This window comes from Haloparvum alkalitolerans, from assembly GCF_050122995.1.
Taxonomy (GTDB): Archaea; Halobacteriota; Halobacteria; order Halobacteriales; family Haloferacaceae; genus Haloparvum; species Haloparvum alkalitolerans.
Genome location: NZ_JBNLIA010000011.1, coordinates 16,721 through 38,956, shown reverse-complemented (window position 1 = coordinate 38,956; position 22,236 = coordinate 16,721). Strand labels below are relative to the sequence as shown.

The following is a 22,236-nucleotide window of genomic DNA, read 5'->3' as shown; positions in this document are numbered from 1 at the left end:
GAGAAGGTGTCGGTCGGCGACGGGAGCGCGGAGAGGTCGGTCCCTCGCGCGGGTCCGTCCGCGCAAGGGCCAGTACTTGCCCCCGTGCGAGGGACTTTTGCCGGCCGGCGTGCAGGTCGAGGTATGAGTGAGGAGCCACCGTCGGAGCGGCACTCGCCGGTCGGCGAGCCGGTCGTCCGCGCCGACCCGGAGGTGACGGGCGAGCGCGCCGCCGAGGCGGTGGGGTTCGACCCGACCGACCCCGACAGCGTCTCGGAGGCCGCCGACACCGTCGCCCGGTTCGCTGCGGGCGCCGTCGGCGGCGACGACCACGTCCTGATGCTCCGGGGCGCGGCCGCCTGCGCGGCGCTGGTCCGCGGCGAGGGGTCGTACAAGGCGGCCGCCGAGCGCGCGGGCGAGGCCGTCTCCGTCTCCTTCATCCGCAAGTGGGCGCGCGTCCACGACCTCCCACAGGCGATCCGCAGACACGTCGCCCGCGGCCACATCGCCCCCACCGCCGCCAAGCACATCGCGCGCGTCGGCGGCGACGACCGCTACCTGCTCGCGTGGGCGGTGCTGGACGGCGACCTCACGGTTCGGGAGATCCGCTCCGCCGCCTCCGCCGTCAACGACGGCGCCGACGCCGAGGACGCGCTCCGCGAGGCGGGCGTCGTCCCCGGTCGGCTGACGCTGGACCTGCCGGTCGCGGAGTACGTCGAACTCCGGCGCCGCGCCTCCATGCGGAACGAGGAGCCCGGCGCGGTCGTCGCCGACGCGCTGCGCGAGTACTTCTCCGAGTAGCGGAGCCGGAGCGGGATACCGGGCCCGGAGCTACGCGCCAAGGAACCGTCGCGCGGTCGCCCCGATCGTCTCGCGTGCCTTCTCGACTTCGACCCACGCGACCGTCTCGTTCGGGAAGTGCGCCTCCGCGATGGTGCCCGGGCCGAACAGCACCGTCGGCACTCCCGCCGCCACGTAATGGCGCGAGTCGGCGCCGTAGGTCGCTCCTCGCGGGTCCGTCTCCGGGAGCCCGGTTTCTTCCATCGCGGCCCGCAGATCCGCGACGACCGGCTCGTCGGGGTCGACCTCGGCCGGCTCGAACTGGACCGAGAACCGCTCGAACCGCGGCGGATGCTCGTCGAGCCACGGGTCGTCCGCGGTCGCGGCCGCCAGCCGCTCGCGGAACCGCTCCTCGACCGCCGCGACCGTCTCGCCGGGCGCGACGCCGATCCGGAACTCCGCGGACAGCGTTGCCGGGACCGTCGACGCCCACGACCCCGCCTCGACGCGCCCGCAGACCACGGGCCACGCGACCGGGAACCGGTCGTAGAGGGGGTGGGTCACCGTCCGGTTGCGTTCGGCCTCGAGGTCCATGAAGGACTCCCGGACCGCCTCGAAGCGCGGGAGCACGTCCTCGCCGACCCACCGCGTCGCGGCGTGGGCGCTCCGCCCGTCGAGTTCCAGTCGGGCCATCAGGCTCCCCTCCGTGGCCACCACCGGCCGGAGGTCCGTCGGCTCCGCGACCACCGCGGCGTCGCGCTCGAAGGGGTACGGGTTCGCGAGCGCCGCGGTCGCGGCGCCGTAGCCCCCGTCCTCTTCGCCGGCGACGGCCTCGACCACGACCCGGCCGTCGAGGTCGACCTCGCCCGCCTCCGCCGCCGCGCGGAGGTCGAGCGCCGCGCCCACGCAGGCCGCGAGTCCCGACTTCATGTCGGCCGCGCCGCGGGCGGTCAGCGTCTCCTCCCCGGAGCGCGCTCCGTCCCCGTCCGGTCCGCCGCGTCTGATCGGCTCGAACGGCTCCGTCTCCCACTCCGACCGCTCGACGGGCACCACATCGAGGTGGCCGTTCAACAGGAGCGTGGGAGACGCGTCGTCGCCGTCGAGGGTCGCGTCGCCGAACGCCAGCGCGCCCGCCACGCTCCGGCGTCCCTCGGTGTCGATCGCGGCGGGGTCGTCCGGGAACGAGGGGTGGTCGGCGAGCAGCGTCGGGTCGGCGTCCCACGTGTACGTCTCGAACCCCAGCGCGTCGAACCGCTCGCGCACCCACGCGGCCGCCGGGGCCTCCGCGCCCGCGGTCGTCGCGAACCCGCAGAGTCGGTCCGTGAACGCCCGCAGATCGAACTCCATAATCGGGGGTCGCGGGAGGGGAGAATAACGGTTGGGGTCGGCGGTTCGGGATCGTGCCACATCGCCGGAGTTGGGCGTGGCGGTCCGGCACCGAACCCGGCGCCGGCCGGGTTTTGTAAACGCTTATGCGTGCGCTGACGCAACCGAGAGGTGAGGGCCGGTAGCTCAGTTAGGGAGAGCGTCCGGCTTTTAACCGGACGGTCGGGGGTTCGAATCCCTCCCGGCCCGTGCCCAGGTCTCGACTCGCTTCGTCTTCTTCGCTTCTTCTTTCGATTCTTCTTTCGCTTCGGAATCCCGGATTCCGCTCCAGAGTCTCCGATCCTGCGCTGTAGGTCGGCAGGACGACGCACCGCAGCCGGCGCGATGGAGCTGCACTCACGGCGGGAGTTCCGCGCGATCCGCGAAAAACGTTCGGCCGGCCGCGGTGCTGTGCGGGGCGGACGGTCGCGGTGCTGTGCGGGGCGGACAGTCGCGGTGCCGAGCTGTCGGCGCGCGCGAGCAACGCGCGCGAGGGAGGGCTGGACGCGGCCGCGATGTGGTGCTGTCCGCGGCCGCGTCCGGCCCGAGGTTGGGGAGGTGCGAGGCTGCGGTGCTGTGCAGTCGCGGGGTGGTGTGCTGTGCAGTCGCGGGGCGGTCGCGGGGCGGTCGCGGGGCGGTCGCGGCGCTGTCGGGGTGGGACTGAAAACGGGCAGCCGGTTCGACCCGGCACGACGACGCTGTCACGAGCGTGTCGAGCGAGAGTCAGCGAGTCGCAGGCGGCCCGCGACTGCAGGCAGCCCGAACCGTCTGCCGATGCGCGGCCGGTCGAGCCGGCTGGGGCGGTCTGAGTGTCGCTACCCGGATCAGCAGGCTCTGTGACCGAGACGGAAACGGAAACCCGCCGTGCGAAAACTCGACGCGGTATCTCTGGGTGGTGCTGCCCGCAACGCCAGCGGTCGTGACCGAGGCAGAGACGGAAGACGGTCGGGGAGCGCTCCATCGAGAGCGTTCCTGCTGCGCCGCTGCGATCGGCAGAGGCTCCGGCTGAACCTGACCCGCGGAGGCCGCGAACCACGCCGGAGAGCGGCTCACGCCGCCGGTCAGCCGTCGAGCGCATCACGGAGAAACGCCACCTGATGACCGATCGCGGGCTCGAAATCGGCGGCGTACGGCGACCAGTGGTCGGCGGGCATGCGGACGAGCGTCGCGTTCGGGAGGGCGTCGGCCGCGCGCTCGGCCTCGCTCGCGGGCGCCTGCGCGTCGCCGGTTCCCGCGAGTAGCAGCGCGGGAACGCGCACGCCGTCGAGCGCGTCGTCGCGGAAGCGGGCGAGCGAGAGCAGCGACCGGGCGGGCGTGGCGTTCCGCCAGTCCGACTCGCGGTCGACCAGGTCGAGGTACGCGCGCTTCGCGCCGGGACCGGTCACGACGGCGTTCGCCTCGGGGTCGCCGACGATCGGGACCTCGACGCCCGCGCCCGCCCAGCCGCCGACGCGATCGCGGACGCCCGCCGCCACCGCCCGGAGAAACTGTTTCGTCCCGCGGTTGCGTCGGAGGAAGGCGCGCCCGTCGAGGATCGGCGTGATCGCCATCGCGGCGTCCACGTCGGCGCGCTCGCCCGCGAGTCGGAGCGCGTGGGCCGCACCGAGGCCCGCACCCCAGAGGACCGTCTCCGGGCCGACCGCGTCGACGCGCCGCGCCCGGTCCGCCGCGGCCGCGAGGTCGGCGCGCTGGCGGGCGGGCGCGATCCGGCGGTCGTCGCCGTCGCTCGCTCCGAACCCGCGGTAGTCGAAGGTGAACGCGGCGTAGCCCGCCGCCGCCAACCGCTCCGCGACCGCCGGGAGCCCGGCGGTGCGCTCGGCGCCCACGTCCGGCGCGAGCACGACGAGCGGCGGGTCGTCGGTCGAGGCGGGGAGGTGAAGGACGCCGCGACAGGTCGCGCCGCCGCTCTCGAAGGCGAGCCGTCGTGTCGCGTACCGCTCGCGGGCGGGCCGGTCGAGGTCCCGCTGTGCGCGGTTGATCGGGTCCCGGCGAGTCACGCGCCACCCTCCGCATCGGGGTCGCTCTCGGCATCGGGGTCGCTCTCGGCATCGGGGCCACCCTCCGTGTCGGGGCCGCCAGCGTGCGCGATCGTGTCGACGACGCGCGCCGAGAACTCCGTCTCGGTGATCTCGTCCGCGAGCAGCGCGCGGAACCACTCCGGCTCCGCGTGCCACGTACCGAGCACGTCGCCCGGGGCACGGACGACGGTCGCCTCGACGCGCGTCGGCGCCCACGCGCCGTCCGCCGCCAGGTCAAGCAGGGCGTTGCAGGCGCGGCCCACCTCGCGGCGGTGGACTTCGTTGGCGGGAAACGCCGTCAGGTAGGTAACCGTCAGCGGGTCCCGCGAGTCGACGGACTCGACGCTGACGCCGTGGCTCCGGAGCTCGTCCGCAACGGGCGGCCGCTCGCCGTCGTGCTCGTCCGCGGTCATGCTCCAAGTGGCGAGCGCCGACGGTAAATCGCTACCGCTCGCGGGCGTGACGCCACGGCCGGAGCGACCAACGCGGTCGCTCGGCGGGACAGGAATGCCGCGGGCGGGGACTCGCCCGAGGGGCGAGTCGGAATGTCAGAGGCACACGATTTCGGTACCCGCGCGGCGTTCGTTGCTTTCGAAGCCGGGATTATAACGTCTCGGTGAAACTCCCTTCACCTCGTGTTTCGGCGCAGACAAGTTCCACGGCGCAACGATCCAGACCCACACGGTACGTTTTTCCGTTTCGCCTGACAGTATCCGGGGATGACCACCGAGCCTCCGGTGGACGCGGTCTCGGACGCCTTCGCCGTGCTGAGCGACGAGACCCGGCTGGACGTGATCCGCGTGCTGGGCGACGCCGGGGGGACGGGCTCGTTCGACGCGCTTCCCTTCTCGGAGCTCCGCGACCGGGTCGGCGTCGACGACAGCGGCCGGTTCAGCTACCACCTCGACAGGCTCGTCGGACGGTTCGTCGAGCGGACCGACCGCGGCTACCGCCTCCGCGTCCCCGGGATCCAGGTGTATCAGGCGATACAGGCGGGCGTCTACGCGGACCACGAGGACGTCGGCCCGCTGGAGACCGACGTCCCCTGTCCGGAGGCGTGCGGCGCCGACTGCGTCTGTCGCTACGAGGACTTCCGGTTCCGCCTCGAGTGCGCCGGCTGCGAGGCGTTCCGCGTGCGCTACCCCGTCGACCCGCACGCGTTCGGTGACGACCTGCCCGCGGACCTCCTGCGGGCGGCCGACCGCCGGCTCAAGCGCGACACCTTCTCGATGGAGCTCGGGTTCTGCCCCTACTGCGCCGGCCCCGTCGACATCGAGTACCGCGGTCAGCGTCGCCGGCTTCGGGAGCCGACCGAAGCCGGGAACCCCGTGGCCAGCCGCCGGACCTGCCGGCGCTGTCACTGGTTCATCGACTTCCGCACCTCCGTGGTGGCGCTGATCAAGCCGGCCGTCGCGGGCGAGTTCGCGGCCGCGGGCGTCGACACGTTCGCGGTGCCGCAGTGGAGCGACGCCTACGAGTGGGAGGAGACGGTGCTGTCCGAGGACCCGCTCCGCGTGGAGCTGACGATGACCGTCGAGGGCGTCACCCGCGTCGTGACGTTCGACGGCGAACTCGACGTGCTGGCGGTGCGGGACCCGGACGAAGCCGGTAGCGGGCGGTAACCTCCGCGGTCGCCAGTCATAACTTTCGTGACAGCGACAGCGAACCATGACCGACGACCGGCCGGCGACGCCGTCCGAGCGGTTCGCGTCGCTGGCCCACGAGACGCGCCTCGCCATCGTGCGCGAGCTCGGCGGACCCGCCGAGGACGGCGACGGCTACGTGACGCTGCCGTTCTCCGCGCTCCAGGACCGGGTGGGCGTCGAGGACAACGGCCGGTTCGCCTATCACCTCGGGAAGCTCCGGGGCACGTTCGTGGAGCGCGTCGAAGCGGGGTATCGCCTGACTCGCCCGGGGATCGACATCTATCAGGCCATCCTCGCGGGCGCGTACAGCGTGCGCGAGGACCTCGGCCCGTTCGAGACCGACCTCCCCTGTCTGGGCGACGACTGCGAAGGGACGCTGCGGTGTGAGTACGCCAACGATCGCTTCCGGCTCTGGTGTGGCAGCTGTGACGAGGTGCTCGTCCGCTACGTGCTGGTGGGGGGCTGTTTCGGCGACGACCTCCCCGCGAACCTGCTCGAGACCGCGAGCAAGCGGATCAAGCGGGACATGCTCTCGCTCCATCAGGGCTACTGCCCGTACTGCGCCGGCTCCGTGGAGCTCCGGGCGCTCGGCCCGGTCCGGAGCCTACGGTGGTCCGACTCCGCGGACGCGTTCCGCTACGACTGCACGCGGTGCCACTGGTGGATGCAGACGCGCGCCTCCCGGGCCGCGCTGGTGCTCCCGCAGGTGGTCGCCGCGTTCGCGAGCGAGGGCGTGGACCTGTTCGAGTGGCCGCACTGGGACGCCCGCGTCGAACGCCAGGAGGCGGTTTCGAGCAGGGACCCGCTGACGGTCCACGTGCGGCTCACCGTCGAGAACGTCACGCGGGAGATGGTCCTCGGTCCCGAACTCCGGATCCAGTCGATCGAGACGCCCGCATGACCCTGGTCCGCCCACACGACTGCGTCCGCTGCGGCGCGACGATCCGCCCCGGCGAGGAGTTCGGCGCGGTCGACGTGCTCGACCCCGACGGCGACCTCGAAGTGCTGCTGTGTCCCGACTGCGCGGCCGCGCTTCGGCGGTTTCTGGACGGCGATTTGGCGGCTGACTCCGCGGGTTCCGACGGCACTACCGACGCCTCCTGACCGCGGCCGACGCTCGCGTCCCCTCGCGCTCCGCAACCCTCCTCGGAGTTTCTAGCGGGAGTGGTGACGAGGCGGTCCGAGCGGTGGGGTTTCGAGCCGCCGTTCGCTCCGTACCGCGCTCACGTCGGCGCCGGCGACATCGCGCGCGTCGCTCGCGCGCTGACAGCGCACGCGCTGCAGTGGAAGAGCACCGCCACGACACCGAATCGAAGTGCTCGCCGCTGCAGCCGGGGTCCAGCATCCGGAAAACGGGAAGAAGACGCGATGTGACGAGATCAGCCGCAAAACCCCTTCATTTCCCCTCGAACCGACGGATTGCGACCGCGAACGCGAGCCGCCACGGGAGCAGGAACGCCAGCCCGATCCCGACGTTCACGAGGACGAACGTCGCCGGCGCGTCGCCCGGAAGCATCGGGGTCGCGCGGAGCCCGGCCCCGAACAGCGAGGTCGCCGTCCAGACGACGGTCACGCGGAGCGTCGTCGCGTGGAGGTCCGTCGAGACGGCGCGCGCGTACACCCCGCCGAGCGGCGCGACGGCCGCCCACGCCAGCAGGAACGGGAGTGCGGTCAGCGCCGCGTGCCGCGGGAACGCGATCGGGTTGATCGCGTGCGCGAGCAGGCCGACGCCGAGAAACGCCGAGATCGCGGCGGCGTCGCCGACCGCGGCGACGACCGCGGTGGAGCGGGGGAGCCGCGGTGCGGCGAGTCGCGTCCGGGTCGCGTCCGCCATTCAGACCACCACCGCCTCGGCGACGACCGCCGCGAGCAGCAGCCCGAGGTAGGCGTTCGACGCGTAGAACGTCCGGAGGGCGGCCGCGTCCGTCCCTCGGTCGTACTGCCGGACGAGCGACCGCAGGAAGACGCCTCCGGCGCCCGCGGTCGTCACGGCGTAGAGCGCGCCGAACTCCGCGACGACGCCGAGCGCGACCGCCGCGACCAGCGTGGCGCCGAGCCAGTAACAGGTCCGCCGGCGCGTCGCCCGGACGCCCGCGACGACCGGGAGCATCGGGTAGTCGGCGCGGGCGTACTCCCCGCGGTGCGCGATGGCGAAGTTGTAAAAGTGCGCGGGCGTCCACAGCACCACGACGCCGGCCAGCAGGACGGCGGGGAGCCCGATCCCGCCCGTCACCGCGGCCCAGCCGATGAGCGCCGGGAGCGCGCCGGATCCGCCCCCGACGGCGGTGTTCCAGCGCGTCGTCGGCTTCAGCAGGACGGTGTAGACCACGGCGTAGTACACGATCGCCCCGGCGGTCAACAGCGTCGCGAGGGGGGTGACGACCGTCCACAGCAGCCCCAGGGACGCCGCGGCGAGCGCGAGGCCGAACGCGGCCGCGCGCCGCGGCGGCACCGTCGCAGTCGCGACCGGCCGGTCCGCGGTCCGCGCCATCTTCCGGTCCCGCTCGCGCTCGAACAGGTGGTTGAACGTCCCGGCCGCGCCGACCGCGAGCACGCCGCCGGCCAGCGTCGCGACCACGGTGACGCCGTCGACCGCCGCGCCCGTGGCCGCCGCCAGCGCCATCCCCGCGAGCGCGAGCAGGCAGAGCAGCCACATCAGCCGCGGCTTCGTCAGCGCGAGGTACGCGCGCAGGCGGTCCGCGGGACCGTTCGGAGCGGTCGCGTCGACCGGCGACGGCCGGGAACTGGCCCCGGTCGGCGTGTCCTCCGCCGTCGCGTCCGGGTCGGCGACCGTCGCGTCGAGGTGTCGGACCAGCACGACGAGCAGCACGGCAAACGCCGCGACGCCGCCGAAGAGGTGGATCCTCCCGACGCCGACGCCCCACCTCGCGGCGTCGAAGCCCCCGACGCGCCCCGCCAGCCCGACCAGTCCCTGGACCGGGACGCCGACCGTCGCCAGCGCGAGCCCCGCACGGACGCCCGTCGCGCGATCCTCGCGCCGCGCGTAGACGGCGGTCGCGGCGACCAGCGCCCAGACTGCGGCCGCGAGGGCGTAGTGGCCCCACGCGACCCATGCGAGCGGCCCGGACGCCGCCGCTTCCCCCGCCGTCGCGGTCGTCGCGCCGAGCGCGAGGACGAGGTACGTGCCGACGACGCTCGCCGTCAGGAGAGTCGTGAATCGTGTCGCGCCCATACGCGCACGCTCGAACGCCGGCACCCCGGAGCTTCCGCCGAAGATGTTCGGGCCGGGGGACACACTGCCTCACCGCCCGGAAAACCGGCCCGAGGCGACCGCCGGTCACTCCGAGCAGGAGCAGCGCGACGGGTCCTCGCCGCCGTCGGCCGCGGGCCTCTCGGCGTCGTGATCGTCGGAACCGCCGCGTTCGGTGGCGCGTCCCTCGCTTCCGCCGGCGTCCCAGTCACCGACGCGCTGCGCGACCCGCCGGCGGGTCACCGCCCCGACGCGGTCGGCGACGTCGTCCACGAGGTCGAACAGGTCGTCCTGCACGTCGCTGTCGTCGTCGCGGACGGTGGGTCCGTCGCTCCCCTCGCTGTCGAAGTCCGGATGGACGGGGATCTTCGAGAGCACCGGGACGCCGTAGTCGTCGCGGATCGACGCCGCGCCGCCCTCGCCGAACACCTCGTGGGTGTCCCCGCAGTCGGGGCACCGGAACGCGGCCATGTTCTCGACGACGCCGAGCACGGGCGCGTCGTGGTCCTCGAACAGACGGAGCCCCTTGCGGGCGTCCGCGACCGCCATCTCCTGTGGCGTCGTGACGATGACGACGCCGGCGACGGGCAGCGACTGGAGCAGGTTCAGCGAGGCGTCGCCCGTTCCCGGCGGGAGGTCGACGATCAGGTAGTCGAGCTGCCCCCACTCCACCTCGTTGACGAACTTCATCATCACGTTGTTCACCATCGGCCCGCGGAGGACGGCCGGCTGGTCGTCGCCCGGGAGCATGTGGTGGGCGCTCATCACGAGCACGCCGTCGGAGCGCGGCGGGACGATGTCGCCGTCGGGCATCACGCCCGGCTCGTTCTCGGTGGGGAGCAGCCGGGGGACGTTCGGCCCGTGCACGTCGGCGTCGAGAATGCCGACGCGGGCGCCCCGCTCGTCGAGCCCGGCCGCGATGTTCGCCGCGACGGTCGTCTTGCCGACGCCGCCCTTGCCCGACGCGACCGCGATCACGTTGCGGACGCCGGGCAGCACGCTCCGGTCGAAGCCGTGCGCCTCGCCGACGCCGGCGCTCAGGTCCGGATCGAGACCGGCGTCGGCGACGACCTCGCGGACCCGGTCGCCGATGTCGATCTCCGCCGGGGCGCAGGGCGCGTTGAATGCCAGCGAGACCTCGGCGGTGCCGTCGCTGACGGTCACGTCGTTGATGAGCCCCATCGAGACGATGTCGTCGCCGTTCTCGGGGTCCGCTACCGCTCGGAGCCGCTCGGTCAGTTCTGCTTCGGTGATGGTCATGGGTTCGTGGTGTCGGTCGGACCGCGGTCGGTCGGCGGGCGATGCGGGGTCGGAGTCGGTCGGCGGGCGGTGCAGCGTCGGGGGCGGGCGGCGGGCGGTGCAGCGTCGGGGGCGGTTGGCGGGCGGTGCAGCGTCGGGGGCGGTCGGCGGGCGGTGCAGCGTCGGGGGCGGGCGGCGGGCGGTGCAGCGTCGGGGGCGGGCGGCGGGCGGTGCAGCGTCGGGGGCGGTCGGTGGGCGGTGCGGCGTCGCGGTCGCTCGCTGCGCCGGGGCGGGCTCAGAAGAACACCGCCCCGATGACCAGCGTCGCCACCAGCAGGCTCCCCCACAGCACGGTCGTCAGGCCGGCGAGGTAGCCCACGCCGAGCAGGTTCGCGAACCGGTCGCTCGGGTCACCGAGGAACCACGCGCCGACCATGACGTACACCGGCAGGAGGACGATGCCGAAGATCAGGTACGTCCCCGGGCCGACGAACGGCAACGTGTAGTCGGCCGAGCCGGCGAGCAGGGGGAGCAGAAGGGGAGCCAGTGCAGCCGTCATCCCTCCACCTCCCCGTGGTCCTCGATGGCGTGCAGTTCCACGACCGGGATCACCTTCGAGACGACGAGGAAGAACAGCACCACGATCCCCACCGTCCCGACGAGCGCCGACAGCTCGACCGTGGAGGGCGTGTACGCGCCCGGAACGCCCGCGTAGAGGTCGAAGTGCGCGTGCATCAGCCCCTCGACGACGAACAGCACCTTCTCGATCAACGTCCCGGCGAGCACGCCGACCGAGAGCGCGACGAGCAGCGGGAGGCTGAACAGCGAGGGGCGCAGCGACGCCGCGAAGACGTACAGCATCGCGACGACCACCACCCCGATCGCGGCCCAGTAGAGCGGCGTCGCGATCTTCACCTCCGTCGCGTGCTGGAGCGTCGTCGGCGCCGCGAAGATCCCCGTGATCACCTGCTGGAGCTGGAGCCACAGGAACAGCAGGCTGAAGAAGCCGAGCCACTGCCCGAGCCCGCGGAAGACCGCGTCGGGGATCAGCGCCTCCCAGCCGTACGCGTACCGGAACGCGGCCGCGACGATGATGATCCCGCTCACCGCCGAGGTCAGCGCGATGGAGAGGAACGACGGCCCCTGCACGCCGCCGGCCCAGCCCGCCATCGACGGCAGCAGCGCGAACAGCCACGGGATGACGCCGCCGTGGAGCAGCAGCGGGGCCATGATGATGATCGCGAACGCGATCCACCAGACCATCCGCTCGACGACCGCGTCCTCGGTCTCGGAGTAGCCGACGAGGAGGACGTCGTAGATCGGGTCGAGCCGGCTCGGCAGTCGGTCGCGCAGGCGGTGGAGGTCGTAGCGGATCGTCAGCCCGAGGTACGTCGCGGTCAGCACGAAGTACGCGGTGATCACCGTCACGTCCCACATCAGCGGCGACCACTGGACGCGGGTCGGCCACGCCGGGATGACGCTCGTGACGAGTCGGTCCGGCCGGCCGACGTGGATCAGGATGAAGATCCCCGCGCAGGTCAGCGCCGCGATCGTCAACAGCTCCGCGAGCCGCGCGACGGGCTGGTAGGTGTCCATCCCGAGCAGCCGGACCGCGGCCGACAGGATGATCCCGCCGTGAGCGATGCCGACCCACCAGATGAACGCGCCGATGTAGAGCCCCCACGGCACGCCGCCGCCGGAGCCCCAGTCGGCGAGGTTCGTGACGACCAGGCCGTGCCGGAGCTGTTGGAGGTAGAAGAACAGCCACACGCCGATCATGCCGAGCGCCACGGCCAGCGCCGCGAGGTAGCGCGTCGAGACCGTCCGGATCGGCCGAACGAGCGTGTCGCGGTCGACGCCGGTCACGTCGACGCTCACGCCGTCTCACCTCCCGCGGCGGCGCCCTGATCGAGCACCTCCTTCCGGTCGTCGGTCAGGCCCATCTCCTCGTAGGTGACGGGGCCGTCGACCTGCCGGGCGTCCTGCGAGGGCGCGTTGCCGACGAAGGTGACGTTGGGGTCGGTGCCGCGCTCCTCCAGCAGCTGGAACGTGGAGACGGTGTGCTCCTTCCGGTTCGGGTAGTCCGACTGGTCGTTCTCCTGCGACTCGCGGTACTCCCGGAGGTGCCGGTTCGGCGGGCTCTCCGGGTCGTTCAGGTCGCCGAAGTGGATGGCGTCCATCGTGCACGCCTCCTCGCAGGCGGTGGTGCCGATCTTCTCCTCGCCCATCTGGCCGTCCTGTCTGTCGACGCAGAAGGTGCACTTGCCCATGACGCCCTCGGGCGGCCGGGAGCCGACCCACCGGCCGCGGTCGTCGATCTGGTGGTCGTCGTCGATCTCCGACTCGGGCACGTCGGGCTCGCCCCACTGGAAGTAGTTGACGCCGTAGGGACACGACACCTCGCAGTAGCGGCAGCCGATGCAGATGTCGTAGTCCGTCAGCACGAGGCCGTCCTCCTCGCGAGTGTGGCGGGCGCCGACCGGACACACCTTCGTACACGGCGAGTCCGTGCAGTGCTGGCAGGTTCGCGGGAGGAAGTTCGTCTCCTCGCCCTGATTCTCGTCCTCGAAGGCGAAGACGTACATCCAGTTGGCGCCGCGCGAGAGGTTGTGCTCCTGGTCGCAGGCGACCATGCAGGCGAGGCAGCCGTCGCAGTTGTTGAGGTTGATCGTCATCCCCCAGCGAGTGCCGTCGCCGTCCTCCTCCTGGGCGGCGGCCGCGCCGGGCGGGCCCCCGTCACCGCCTCCGGCGCCGCCGGTGCTTCCGAGCCCGCCGAGTGCGAGCGCGCCCGCGGCGGCCCCCTTCTTCATCACGGAGCGCCGGGACTCCTCGTCGTCGGGGTCGAAGCCCTCCAGCGCGTCCCCGAGGCGGTCGAGGAAGCCCTCGCTTTCTGCGCCGCCGCTCCCGTCGCCGCCGGCGTCGCCCCCCTCGCCCGCGGCGAGCGCGTCGGGGTCGGGGAGGTCGATCTCGCGGTCGTCCACCTCGAACTCCTCGACGATCCGGTCGTGGTAGCGCCGGTAGAACGCGGCCTCGCTCAACTCGCCGGCGGTGACGCGCTGAGCGTCCCGCGCGAGCTCCAGCCCGAGGTCCGTGTCGTAGTCGGTCTCGTCGAGGAGTCGCCTGTGCCGCTCCTCGTCGTCGGGTGGCGTGTCGATGTCGTCGTCAGTGCTCATGGTCGGTCCTCCGGGACCCGACCGCGCGCGGCCGGCGTCGTCGGGCACGCCGCCCGGGACCGCACGCGACCGACGCGTCGGCGTGACGGGTCCGTACGCGAGCGTACGGCGGCCGCCCGGTCAAGCGTGCACCGCGTTCCACGCGGCTGAGAACGACTGCGAACGCGTTCGCCGGCTGTCGGATAAAGGGGGACGCAGTCGGCGGAGTCCGGTCGCACGGGCCGGTCCTCGAACCGGTTCGGCCGGAAACCGTCGCGGACGCGCCGAGGGCGATCGGCCCGCCGCGGACCGGTCTACGCCCCGTCGGCCGCGGTCGTGCGCCGGGGGACCGGCAGCCGACCGACGATCCGGCCGAGCAGCGCGGTCGGCCGGAGCGGGCGGGCGACGAGCGAGACGCCGACCAGCAGGACCGCGAGCGCGACCGCCTCGGCCGAGGGATCGACCGCGCGGGCGGCCTCGCGGAGCCACAGCGCCGCGGTCACGCCCGCGACGAGCGCGGCCGGGAGCAGCGCCGTCGCGGCGACCGCGCGGATCGAGGGGGCTGCGGGCGGTTCGCGGCGGCCGACGCCGCCGGGGCCGGTCGTCTCGCGTCCGCGCCGTCGGGTCGAGTCGGATGGGGTCATGACTCGTGTAAACGATGGACCGGAACCCCGATAAGTGTAAGCAGAAAAACAATTATGTACCGGAGCTTACTGAAACTCGTTTGAGGAATCCGCGGCCTGCGCCGGGCGATACGCCGCCACCCGGGCGACCGCGCTACAGGCGGTCGCGACCGAGCAGCAGGTACAGAACGATCCCCAGAAGCGGCGCGAGGAAGACGACGATGGCCCAGAGGAACGCGGGGTGACTGCTGTTGGACTCGGCGTCGCTGTACGTCCAGACGATCAGCGCGACGTGAGCGACGAACAGCAAGATGCCGATCAGGCCGAAGATCGCTCCCGCGCCGCCCTGGAGGGCTATCGATGAGAGCATCGTCAGGGGATCACGGCCGGGACGCAAGTTCCTTGTGGTGGCGCCGGCCCCCGCCACTCGTTTCATAAGTTCTACAAAAATTCGGTTCGGGCAACGGTTATGGGGCCGGACACGCCACTTAGGGGCATGAGCGAGGCGAGCACGTCACCGGAGCGGGACCGGCGCGGTCGACGCGAGGCGGACGCGGAGGAGCTTCTGGCCTGCGACGACTGCATGTCGCCCGCGGACGCCTTCTCCGTGGTGGCCAGCGAGACGCGGCTGTCCATCCTCGAGGCCCTCTGGCGGAGCGAGGAGACGCCGGTGCGGTTCTCGGACCTCCGCCGAGAGGTCGGCATGCGCGACTCCGCGCAGTTCAACTACCACCTCGGGAAGCTCACGGACCAGTTCGTGGTGCGGACCGACGAGGGGTACGACCTCAGACACGCGGGCAAGGCGGTCGTGCGCGCGGTGCTCGCGGGCACCTTCAACGAGTCGCCGGACGTGGAGCCGTTCGGCGTCGGCGACCCCTGCGTCGCCTGCGGCGCGGAGCTGCGCGCGAGCTACGCCGACGAGACGTTCGCGGTCGCCTGTCCCGACTGCGGCAAGCCCCACGGGAAGTACGCGTTCCCGCCGGGCGGGCTCAACGACCGCGACGAGACCGAACTGCTGCGCGCGTTCGACCAGCGCGTGCGCCACCTCCACTGCCTGGCCGCGGACGGCGTCTGCCCCGAGTGCAACGGGCGGATGACCACGAAGATCGTGGAGGCGGACGACCCCGACGAGGCGCCGCTCGGGCTCTCGGTCCACGTCGAGCACGTCTGCGCGCAGTGCCGCCACCGGCTCCGTTCGTCGGTCGGCCTCTCGCTTCTGGACCAGTCGGACGTGGTCTCCTTCTACCGCGAGCGCGGCGTCGACCTCTCCGCGACCCCCTACTGGACGCTCCCGTGGTGCGTCAGCGACGAGTACGTCGAAGTCCTCGACCGCGACCCGTGGGCGCTCCGCGTGGCCATCCCCGAGGGCGACGAGACGCTAACGGTGACGCTCGGGCCGGACCTGGGGATCCGGGAGGCCGAGCGCGGGGCGTAGTCGAGGCGGACAGGACCTTTCGAGACGCGGATCGGACGGCGGCTCGAGCGTCTCGGTCTAGAAGCCGTCCTCGAAGACGAACGTGCCGTCGCGCTGGACGACCTCGCCGTCGACCTCGATGACGGAGTCCTCGCTCATGTCGACGATCATGTCGACGTGCTCGGCGGACTCGTTCAACTCGTTCTCCTCCGGCACGCAGTCCTCGTAGGCGGAGCCGACCGCCATGTGGACGGTGTCGCCCATCTTCTCGTCGAACAGCATGTTGTAGGTGAACCGGTCGATGGCGCGGTTCATCCCGATGCCGAGTTCGCCGAGGTGCCGTGCGCCCTCGTCGGTCTCGAGGATGCCGGTCAGCAGGTCCTCGTTGCGGCCGGCCGAGTGCTCGACCACTTCACCGTCCTCGAAGGTGAGACGCACGTCCTCGATCTCGCGCCCGTAGCGGTACAGGGGGAGGTCGAAGTACACCTCGCCGTCGACGCCGTCGCGGACGGGGGCGGTGAACACCTCGCCGCCGGGGAGGTTCGCCTCGCCGTAGTCGTTGAGCGTCTTCATGCCCGAGACGTCGAGCGTCAGGTCCGTCTCCTCGCCGCTGCGAATCTGCACCTCGTCGGCGTCGTCGAGGATCTCGACCATCTGTTGCTGGAACTCGCGCTGCTCGTCCCAGTCGAGGGAGACGGCGTCGTAGACGAAGTTCTCGTAGCCCTCGGTGCTCATGCCCGCGAGCTGGGCGTGGGCGCTGGTGGGGTACTGCGTGAGACACCAGGTCTTCGAGAGGCGCTCCTTCTTGATCTCGGCGCGGGCGCGGTTGTACGCCGCGTTCGTCTCGGGGGCGACGTCCGCGCCCTCGGTGGCGTTGTCGCCGCCGCGGGCGATGATGAAGACGTCCGTCTCCTCGTAGAGGGCGCGCTCGTGGGCCGGCTCCTCGAACGTCTCGCCGGCGGCGCGCTTGAACGCGCGGTCGGCGCGGTCGGAGTTGTTGAGCCAGAGGGGGTTCGCGCCGCGGTCGCCGCACAGCTCGTGGAGCGCGACGGCGAGGTCCGCCGCCTCCTTCGGCATCTGGATGACCACGTCGTCGCCGGCCTCGACGCCGGCGGAATGGTCGACGATCGTCTCTGCGTGTTCGCGGATGCGCGGGTCCATACGCGCCCGTCTCGCCCGGCCGTGTTACCGGTTTCGCTGTCGCGGCGCGGCCGCCGCGGACGCGGCTCCTCGCCCCGCCGGAATCGGTTTCAGGGTCCCCGGCGTAGCCCACGCCGATGCGCCGAGTCGTCGTCCGTCTCGCCATGGCCGCGGTCGGGATCGTGCTGCTTGCGGGCTACCTCGCAGCCGCGCTCCTCGGCTACCGGGCGCTCCTGTGGCTGTGGGCGACGCGTCCGGACGCCCCGACGCTGGCGGCGGTCCTGGCCGGCGCGACCCTGCTGTCCGCGTACCTGAGCTACCGCGTCGGCACGAGCCAGCTGCTCGCCGCCCTCTCGACGGACCGGCTGCCGCGGTCGGCCGCCCCCGGGCTCCACCGCCGGATCGACGACCTCGCGGCGCGGATGGGCGTGGACCGGCCGACGCTGTACGTCGGGGAGATGGGCGCACCCAACGCCTTCGCCGTCGGCGGGAGCGACCGCGGCGCGCTCGTCCTCGACCGCTCGCTGTTCCGCCTGCTCGACCCCGCGGAACTGGAGGGGATCGTCGCCCACGAACTCGCCCACTTGGAGCGCAACGACGGCCTCCGCCGCGCGCTCGCGCAGGGAGTCGTCCAGACCGCCGCGGGCCTGCTGACGGTCGCGCTCGTGCCCGCGATCCTCGCGCTGTCGGGACTCGCCCGGGGGTCGGCGTGGATCCGCGGCCGACCGGGCGACCGGCGGGGTCCCCTGAGCCGGCTCCGCCGGGCCGTCGTCGCCGCGCCGGTGCTGGTCCTGTTCGCGGCGACCCTGATCGCGCGCGCTCGTTCCCGCCGGCGGGAGTTCGCCGCCGACGACCGCGCGGTCGAGGTGACCGGCGACCCGCTGGCGCTCGCGCGAGCGCTCCGGCGGATCGAGCGCGCGACCGAGACGGCGTGGCCGCTCGGTCCCCTCTCGACCAACCGCGAGACTGAGTCGACGCTGGAGCGGTGGATCTCTACGCATCCCCCGACCGAAGAGCGCGTCGAGCGGCTGGCCGAACGGGCCGACGCGGAGCGCCGTCGGCGGCAGCGCGGGAGGACGCGGATCCCGGTCGAGTGACAGAGTGCCGTCACGCTCGATGGCGCCGTCACTCCCTGTCTGCGGCCAGATCCGCGGCGTGTTCCCGCACGAGGTCGCCGAAGGCGGCCACCTCCGCCGCCTCCTGTTCCTCCGCGCTCCGGCGGTCGCGGAGTCGGCGCTTCAGGACCGCGAGCGCGTCGGGCGCGTTGGCCGCTATCTCGTCGGCGACGGTCCGGGGGTCGTCGACGACTCGCGAGACGAGGCCGGTCCGGAGCGCCGCGTCGGCGTCGAGCACGCGTCCGGAGCAGGCGAAGTCGAGCGCCTCGCCCTCGCCCATCACCCGCGGAAGACGAGCGGTGCCGCCCCACGCGCCGAACAGGCCAAAGGTGACGCCCGGTTCGCCGAAGGTGGCCGCGGGCGTCGCGACGCGCACGTCGGCCGCGAGCGCGAGTTCGACGCCGCCCCCGCGGGCCGCGCCGTCGACGCCCGCCACGACCACCGCGTCGGCGGTCTCGATGGCGCGCGCGGTCCGCTGCCCGCGACGTGCGAACGCCTCGGGGTCGTCGAGGTCTGCGACGACGTCGAGGTCGGCGCCGGCACAGAAGGCGTCGCCGGCGCCGCGGAGCAGCGCCACGGGCTCGCTCGTCTCGCGCACCGCGTCCGCGAGGGCGTCGAGGTCCGCGGGGCGGAGCGCGTTGCGACGGGCGGGGCGGTCGATGGTGACGACCCGGACCGGGCCGTCCGCGGTCGCGCGGATCACGGTGGGGAGAGACGGGTCGTTTCCAAAGGTCTTTGCCCTTCCCGGCCTTCCTTTCCGGCGATGGACGACGCCGTGCGGGCACGCGCCGCCGCGCGCGAGGCCGTCGCCGACATCGAGCCGGCGCGCCTCCGCGAGGTCCTCGACGACAGACTCGCTGCGGCGGCGGTGACGCCCGGCGTCCTCGCGCTCGTCGCCACTCGGGCGCTGGACCCGGCCGCGGACCTCGACGCCGTCGCCGACCGCGCCGCCGGCGTCCAGCTCATCTACGAGGGCCTCCGGCTCACCCGCCGGCTCGCGCACGACGAGCCGTGGGTCGGGGAGGCGGTCGCGGAGGCGGACATCGCCGCCGACCTCGACATCCTCGCCGCGGACGTGCTCGTCTCGCGGGGCTTCTACCTGCTCGCGCGCACCGAGGCCGCCGCCGCCGCCGTCGACGTGGTCCGCGCGTTCGGCCGCGACCAGACCCGCCGCGAGGAGGCCGCGCCCGCCGCGGCCGCGGACCTCGACCGCAACCTCGAGGAGGACGTCTTCGAGCTCGCGGTCGTCGCCGGGACGACCGCCGTGGGCGGCGACCCTCCCACGGAGCTACAGACGTACGCCCGCGAACTCGCCGCCGACTACGACGGCGAGTTCCCACCGCCGGGGCAGGCGCTCCCCGACGCCACCGCCGACCGCATCGCCGCGCTCTCCGAGGAGCGCGTCTGAAGCGGCCGAGGGAGCGTTTCGCTCGTCACCCCGATCTTTCTCGACCCGAAAGCGACGGATCGAGCGTTGAAGCAGCCCGCATCGGGCGAGCGCCGACGGCCAGACCGCGACCGTGCGACGACCTCGCGGACGGCGTCCGGATCGAAACGCCTAAAGACGAATCCGGTCAACGAGAAAACGCGCGCCTGGGTAGCTTAGCGGTAAAGCGCGTCCTTGGTAAGGACGAGACCCCGGGTTCAAATCCCGGCCTAGGCTCTTTCTTCCGTACACTCCTTGTGTGTACACTTTTTGGCTACACTCGTCTGAACGAAACCCGTTCAAGATTCGCGTCTCTCGCTAAACAGGGCATCCCTCGCCGTATTGCGATTCGGGGAAGTGTCAGGACACACAAACCAATTCACAGACTGCGGTGGGGTAGACCCGATATCGACCGGGGGCGCGTCCCCCAAGGAACACTCCTGATTTCGCTAATCAACGCTCGCAAAGGGATGACTGAACCCTAGTCAGGAGTGTGACAGAAACCCCTCGATGCGGCGATTCACGACGAGTACGCGGTGAGTGAGGCTCCGCCGAAACGACTATTGGTAAGACATACGTATTACGTAGATATGTCTAAAGCAGCTACAAACGACGACGGCGAGGACGACATCACCACGGTGACCTTCAAACTCACCGAGTCGTTCCTCGACGAGATCGACGATACGTGGCAGGGACGCGGGTTCAACAGCCGGAGCGAGTTCATTCGGTACACGCTCCGGGACGCCGTCGAGTTCCCGACGTTCGACCGCGACGAACTCGTCGCCCTGCTCGAAGCCGAGGAGGACATCCGCGAGGGACGGACGACGAGCGCCGAGGACGCCCGCGAGCGGTTCGGCACGGGCGATGAGTGACGACGAGTGGACGTGGGAACTCTCCTCGACCGCCGAAGACGACCTCGGCGGACTCTCCCCCGCTGACCAGGACCGGATACTCGACAAACTCGACGAGATCGTCTCCTCGCCGTGGCGCGACCCGCCGGACTACGGCGAGCCGCTCCAGAACAGCCCGTACAAGAAAATCCGCATCGGGGAGTTCCGGCTCTCCGTGAGCTTCCGACAGAACGACCGGCGGCTCGTCGTCGCACGTATCAAGCGTCGGGGCGGCGCGTACACCGCTGACGACGACTGACGCGAAGGCGGGGGGCTTACCACCGACTGGCTCCACGGTGCAGGTATGAACGTCGAGCGCGGCGTCGTGACGCAGCCCGACAACGACGTGGCGGGGTACTTCGAGGTGGCCGACGCGGTCGGGTTGGACTACGTCGAGGTGATGCTGGACGGCGCGACCGACCGCGAGTGGCTCTCCGGCGAGGGCCGGGAGCTGCTGGAGCGGTACGACGACCTCGGGCTCGCGGTCCACCTGCCGTTCGAGGGGCTCGACCTCGGGTCGCCGTTCGACGGCGTCCGCGAGGCGGTCGTCGCGGAGCTACACGCCTGCCACCGGGCGGCGGACCGGGCGGGGGCCGACACGGCGGTGCTCCACCCGACCGCGCTCGCGTGGGAGCGGGCACACGGCGGGGCGCGCCTCGCGGCGCGGGTCGAGCGGTCGATAGAGGAACTGGACGCGCGGGCCGCCGAGGCCGGGCTGGACGCGACGCTCTCGGTCGAGAACGTCTACGACGCGCTCGTGGCGACCGACGACGTGCCCGGGCTCCTTGCGGGGACCGACGCGTCGATGACGTTCGACACCGGCCACGCGCGGATCGACGGCCACGACGACGCGGAGATGGCTCGGTTCCTCGCGGCCCACGCGGACCGCGTCTCGCACCTCCACCTCAACGACACGCGGACCGCCGCCGACGAGCACCTGCCCCTCGGCGCGGGATCGATCGACTTCGCGCGGCTGTTCTCGGCGCTGCCGGACGGCTGGACGGGGTCGGCCTCCGTCGAGGTGACCACGCCGAACATGGCGTACGTCGAGCGGAGCGCCCGCCACCTCGACGAGCTGCTGGCGTCGACGCGGTAACCCGGGCGGGGTCAGACGACGCCCGCGATACTGGCGGCGACGGCGAACCCCAGCCCGGCGGTGAAAAGCCCCATGAGGAACAGCGCGGAGCCCTTCCGCAGGGCCCGGTCGACGGGGAGCATGACGGTGAAGCCGCCGAACGCGATCAGGAGCCCGCCGATCAGCACGACGATCAGGGCGGTCGCGGGGAGGATCGAGAACTCGAGCGTGATCGTCACCGTCGAGATGATGACCGCGAGCAGCGTGGCGAAGAACCCGAGGAACTGCAGCGTCTGTCCCTGGAGCTTCTTGATCTGGTCTTTCGACTCCTCCTGTGCGGTCTCGACCGCCTCGAGCGCGTCGTCGACGTCCTCCTTGAGCTGGTCCTGCCGGCGCTGGATCTCGTCGACGTACTTGTCGAGGTACACCCGCGACTCATGGTTGCGGTAGCTGTTGACGCGGAGGACGTAGCTGTCCTTCGAGTCGTCCTCGAGGTCGATGCCCTCGTTGATCTGCCGGATCGCGTCGTCGTACCGGCCCTGGAGGGCGCGGAGCCGGCCGAGGGTCACCTTGAACTTGGGGTAGACCGGCTCGGTGATGAGCTGGTCCATGATCCCTTCGGCCTCCTCCAGCAGCTGCTCGCGGGGGGTCCCGAGGAACTCCTCTTTGTCCTCCTCGAGCGCCTGCACGATCGCCGTGACGTAGGCGTGGTTCACGCCGGCGTGATCGGGGCCGACGCGGGACTGGGCCCGTCGGGCGTACTCGATGGCGCGTTCGTAGCTCTCCCCGGTCCGGAGCTGCTTCGCCTGCAGCCCCTGCAAGTGCGGGTACATCGGGTGGTCGTCGAACTCCGCGTGCTTCTCGAGGACGCGGCCGAACTCGCTGATGTTCCCGCGTCGCCGGAGGAACGTGCAGTAGGCGAAGAACGCGGCGAAGCGGACGGTTTCGGGGTCAGACTGGCCGAAGTCGTCCGACTCGAAGACCCGCCGGAGGTCCTCCTTGCGGTCGGGGGCGACCTCGATCAGCCGCGTCAGCGCGAGCTCCCACTCGCGGTCGGTCTCGGGCGGGAGGTCCCCGAACAGTTCGATCAGGTCGTCGGTCCCCGACTCGTCCGCTCGCGCCTCGATCCGGTCGACGAGGTCGTCGCTCAGTTCGGCCATGGG

24 protein-coding genes and 2 tRNA genes are annotated in these 22,236 nt (G+C 72.1%); 12 read left to right on the top strand and 14 right to left on the bottom strand.

Annotation, left to right across the window (positions count from 1 at the left end; all coding sequences use genetic code 11):
* Positions 1–123: 123 nt before the first annotated feature.
* Positions 124–780 (top strand): DUF7119 family protein, encoded by a 657-nt coding sequence (locus tag ACQE3L_RS10490; RefSeq protein WP_426963729.1) that lies wholly within the window; start codon positions 124–126, stop codon positions 778–780.
* Positions 781–810: 30 nt separating this feature from the next.
* On the opposite strand, the gene ACQE3L_RS10485 is transcribed toward ACQE3L_RS10490, so the two are convergent.
* The gene (locus ACQE3L_RS10485) at positions 811–2,106 is read right to left on the bottom strand and encodes a M20/M25/M40 family metallo-hydrolase (protein ID WP_426963728.1); all 1,296 of its coding nucleotides are present in this window, start codon (positions 2,104–2,106) and stop codon (positions 811–813) included.
* 154 nt (positions 2,107–2,260) lie between these two features.
* On the opposite strand from ACQE3L_RS10485, the gene ACQE3L_RS10480 reads away from it, so the two are divergent.
* Positions 2,261–2,334: transfer RNA gene (locus ACQE3L_RS10480), tRNA-Lys, on the top strand.
* Positions 2,335–3,185: 851 nt separating this feature from the next.
* Here the strand turns inward: ACQE3L_RS10480 and ACQE3L_RS10475 are convergent.
* Complete coding sequence (locus ACQE3L_RS10475) at positions 3,186–4,121, bottom strand: alpha/beta hydrolase (RefSeq protein WP_426963726.1); 936 nt, start codon at positions 4,119–4,121, stop codon at positions 3,186–3,188.
* Positions 4,118–4,555: a DUF8159 domain-containing protein gene (locus ACQE3L_RS10470; RefSeq protein WP_426963725.1), complete on the bottom strand. Its 438-nt coding sequence runs from the start codon at positions 4,553–4,555 to the stop codon at positions 4,118–4,120. The genes ACQE3L_RS10475 and ACQE3L_RS10470 overlap by 4 nt, the downstream gene beginning before the upstream one ends.
* A gap of 306 nt (positions 4,556–4,861) precedes the next feature.
* Here ACQE3L_RS10470 and ACQE3L_RS10465 point away from each other — a divergent pair, with 306 nt between their 5' ends.
* From ACQE3L_RS10465 to ACQE3L_RS10455, 3 genes are read left to right on the top strand one after another with little or no spacing between them, the layout of a single operon-like run.
* Positions 4,862–5,764 carry an ArsR/SmtB family transcription factor gene (locus ACQE3L_RS10465; protein WP_426963723.1) on the top strand — a complete coding sequence of 301 codons (903 nt, stop codon included), beginning with the start codon at positions 4,862–4,864 and terminating at the stop codon, positions 5,762–5,764.
* Between the two features lie 46 nt (positions 5,765–5,810).
* Positions 5,811–6,689, top strand: a complete 879-nt coding sequence (locus ACQE3L_RS10460) for a winged helix-turn-helix domain-containing protein (RefSeq protein ID WP_426963722.1) — start codon at positions 5,811–5,813, stop codon at positions 6,687–6,689.
* The gene (locus tag ACQE3L_RS10455; RefSeq protein ID WP_426963721.1) at positions 6,686–6,892 is read left to right on the top strand and encodes a hypothetical protein; all 207 of its coding nucleotides are present in this window, start codon (positions 6,686–6,688) and stop codon (positions 6,890–6,892) included. Before ACQE3L_RS10460 ends, ACQE3L_RS10455 begins: the two co-directional genes overlap by 4 nt.
* Before the next feature lie 292 nt (positions 6,893–7,184).
* Here ACQE3L_RS10455 and ACQE3L_RS10450 read toward each other — a convergent pair whose 3' ends face one another.
* From ACQE3L_RS10450 to ACQE3L_RS10415, 8 genes are all read right to left on the bottom strand, one after another.
* Entirely contained in the window at positions 7,185–7,622 is a 438-nt protein-coding gene (locus tag ACQE3L_RS10450) for a DUF3054 domain-containing protein (protein ID WP_426963719.1), read from the bottom strand.
* Positions 7,623–8,981 (bottom strand): heme o synthase, encoded by a 1,359-nt coding sequence (gene cyoE, locus ACQE3L_RS10445; protein WP_426963718.1) that lies wholly within the window; start codon positions 8,979–8,981, stop codon positions 7,623–7,625.
* Between the two features lie 105 nt (positions 8,982–9,086).
* Entirely contained in the window at positions 9,087–10,259 is a 1,173-nt protein-coding gene (locus ACQE3L_RS10440; RefSeq protein WP_426963717.1) for an Mrp/NBP35 family ATP-binding protein, read from the bottom strand.
* Between the two features lie 274 nt (positions 10,260–10,533).
* Positions 10,534–10,797: a hypothetical protein gene (locus ACQE3L_RS10435; protein ID WP_426963716.1), complete on the bottom strand. Its 264-nt coding sequence runs from the start codon at positions 10,795–10,797 to the stop codon at positions 10,534–10,536.
* The gene (nrfD, locus tag ACQE3L_RS10430; RefSeq protein ID WP_426963715.1) at positions 10,794–12,116 is read right to left on the bottom strand and encodes an NrfD/PsrC family molybdoenzyme membrane anchor subunit; all 1,323 of its coding nucleotides are present in this window, start codon (positions 12,114–12,116) and stop codon (positions 10,794–10,796) included. The genes ACQE3L_RS10435 and nrfD overlap by 4 nt, the downstream gene beginning before the upstream one ends.
* Positions 12,113–13,411 (bottom strand): 4Fe-4S ferredoxin N-terminal domain-containing protein, encoded by a 1,299-nt coding sequence (locus ACQE3L_RS10425; protein ID WP_426963714.1) that lies wholly within the window; start codon positions 13,409–13,411, stop codon positions 12,113–12,115. Before ACQE3L_RS10425 ends, nrfD begins: the two co-directional genes overlap by 4 nt.
* Positions 13,412–13,704: 293 nt before the next feature.
* The gene (locus ACQE3L_RS10420) at positions 13,705–14,034 is read right to left on the bottom strand and encodes a hypothetical protein (protein ID WP_426963712.1); all 330 of its coding nucleotides are present in this window, start codon (positions 14,032–14,034) and stop codon (positions 13,705–13,707) included.
* A gap of 133 nt (positions 14,035–14,167) precedes the next feature.
* Positions 14,168–14,383: a PLDc N-terminal domain-containing protein gene (locus ACQE3L_RS10415; protein ID WP_426963711.1), complete on the bottom strand. Its 216-nt coding sequence runs from the start codon at positions 14,381–14,383 to the stop codon at positions 14,168–14,170.
* Positions 14,384–14,509: 126 nt separating this feature from the next.
* Between ACQE3L_RS10415 and ACQE3L_RS10410 the strand changes: the two genes are divergently transcribed.
* Positions 14,510–15,448 (top strand): DUF7351 domain-containing protein, encoded by a 939-nt coding sequence (locus ACQE3L_RS10410; protein ID WP_426963710.1) that lies wholly within the window; start codon positions 14,510–14,512, stop codon positions 15,446–15,448.
* Between the two features lie 57 nt (positions 15,449–15,505).
* On the opposite strand, the gene ACQE3L_RS10405 is transcribed toward ACQE3L_RS10410, so the two are convergent.
* The gene (locus ACQE3L_RS10405) at positions 15,506–16,588 is read right to left on the bottom strand and encodes an aminopeptidase (protein WP_426963709.1); all 1,083 of its coding nucleotides are present in this window, start codon (positions 16,586–16,588) and stop codon (positions 15,506–15,508) included.
* A gap of 116 nt (positions 16,589–16,704) precedes the next feature.
* On the opposite strand from ACQE3L_RS10405, the gene ACQE3L_RS10400 reads away from it, so the two are divergent.
* On the top strand, positions 16,705–17,664 hold the full coding sequence (locus ACQE3L_RS10400; protein ID WP_426963708.1) for a M48 family metallopeptidase: 960 nt from the start codon (positions 16,705–16,707) through the stop codon (positions 17,662–17,664).
* A gap of 28 nt (positions 17,665–17,692) precedes the next feature.
* Here the strand turns inward: ACQE3L_RS10400 and ACQE3L_RS10395 are convergent, their stop codons facing one another.
* Positions 17,693–18,385 (bottom strand): enoyl-CoA hydratase/isomerase family protein, encoded by a 693-nt coding sequence (locus tag ACQE3L_RS10395; protein ID WP_426963707.1) that lies wholly within the window; start codon positions 18,383–18,385, stop codon positions 17,693–17,695.
* A 60-nt stretch (positions 18,386–18,445) separates the two neighbouring features.
* On the opposite strand from ACQE3L_RS10395, the gene ACQE3L_RS10390 reads away from it, so the two are divergent.
* From ACQE3L_RS10390 to ACQE3L_RS10370, 5 genes are all read left to right on the top strand, one after another.
* Positions 18,446–19,090, top strand: coding sequence for a DUF7114 family protein (locus tag ACQE3L_RS10390; protein WP_426963706.1), 645 nt, complete (start codon positions 18,446–18,448; stop codon positions 19,088–19,090).
* A gap of 183 nt (positions 19,091–19,273) precedes the next feature.
* A tRNA-Thr gene (locus ACQE3L_RS10385) sits at positions 19,274–19,345 on the top strand.
* A 353-nt stretch (positions 19,346–19,698) separates the two neighbouring features.
* Entirely contained in the window at positions 19,699–19,980 is a 282-nt protein-coding gene (locus ACQE3L_RS10380; protein ID WP_426963705.1) for a ribbon-helix-helix domain-containing protein, read from the top strand.
* Positions 19,973–20,257 carry a type II toxin-antitoxin system RelE family toxin gene (locus tag ACQE3L_RS10375; protein ID WP_426963704.1) on the top strand — a complete coding sequence of 95 codons (285 nt, stop codon included), beginning with the start codon at positions 19,973–19,975 and terminating at the stop codon, positions 20,255–20,257. Before ACQE3L_RS10380 ends, ACQE3L_RS10375 begins: the two co-directional genes overlap by 8 nt.
* 45 nt (positions 20,258–20,302) lie before the next feature.
* Positions 20,303–21,094, top strand: a complete 792-nt coding sequence (locus tag ACQE3L_RS10370) for a sugar phosphate isomerase/epimerase family protein (RefSeq protein WP_426963703.1) — start codon at positions 20,303–20,305, stop codon at positions 21,092–21,094.
* An 11-nt stretch (positions 21,095–21,105) separates the two neighbouring features.
* Here the strand turns inward: ACQE3L_RS10370 and ACQE3L_RS10365 are convergent, their stop codons facing one another.
* Entirely contained in the window at positions 21,106–22,233 is a 1,128-nt protein-coding gene (locus ACQE3L_RS10365) for a tetratricopeptide repeat protein (protein WP_426963702.1), read from the bottom strand.
* Positions 22,234–22,236 lie beyond the last annotated feature (3 nt).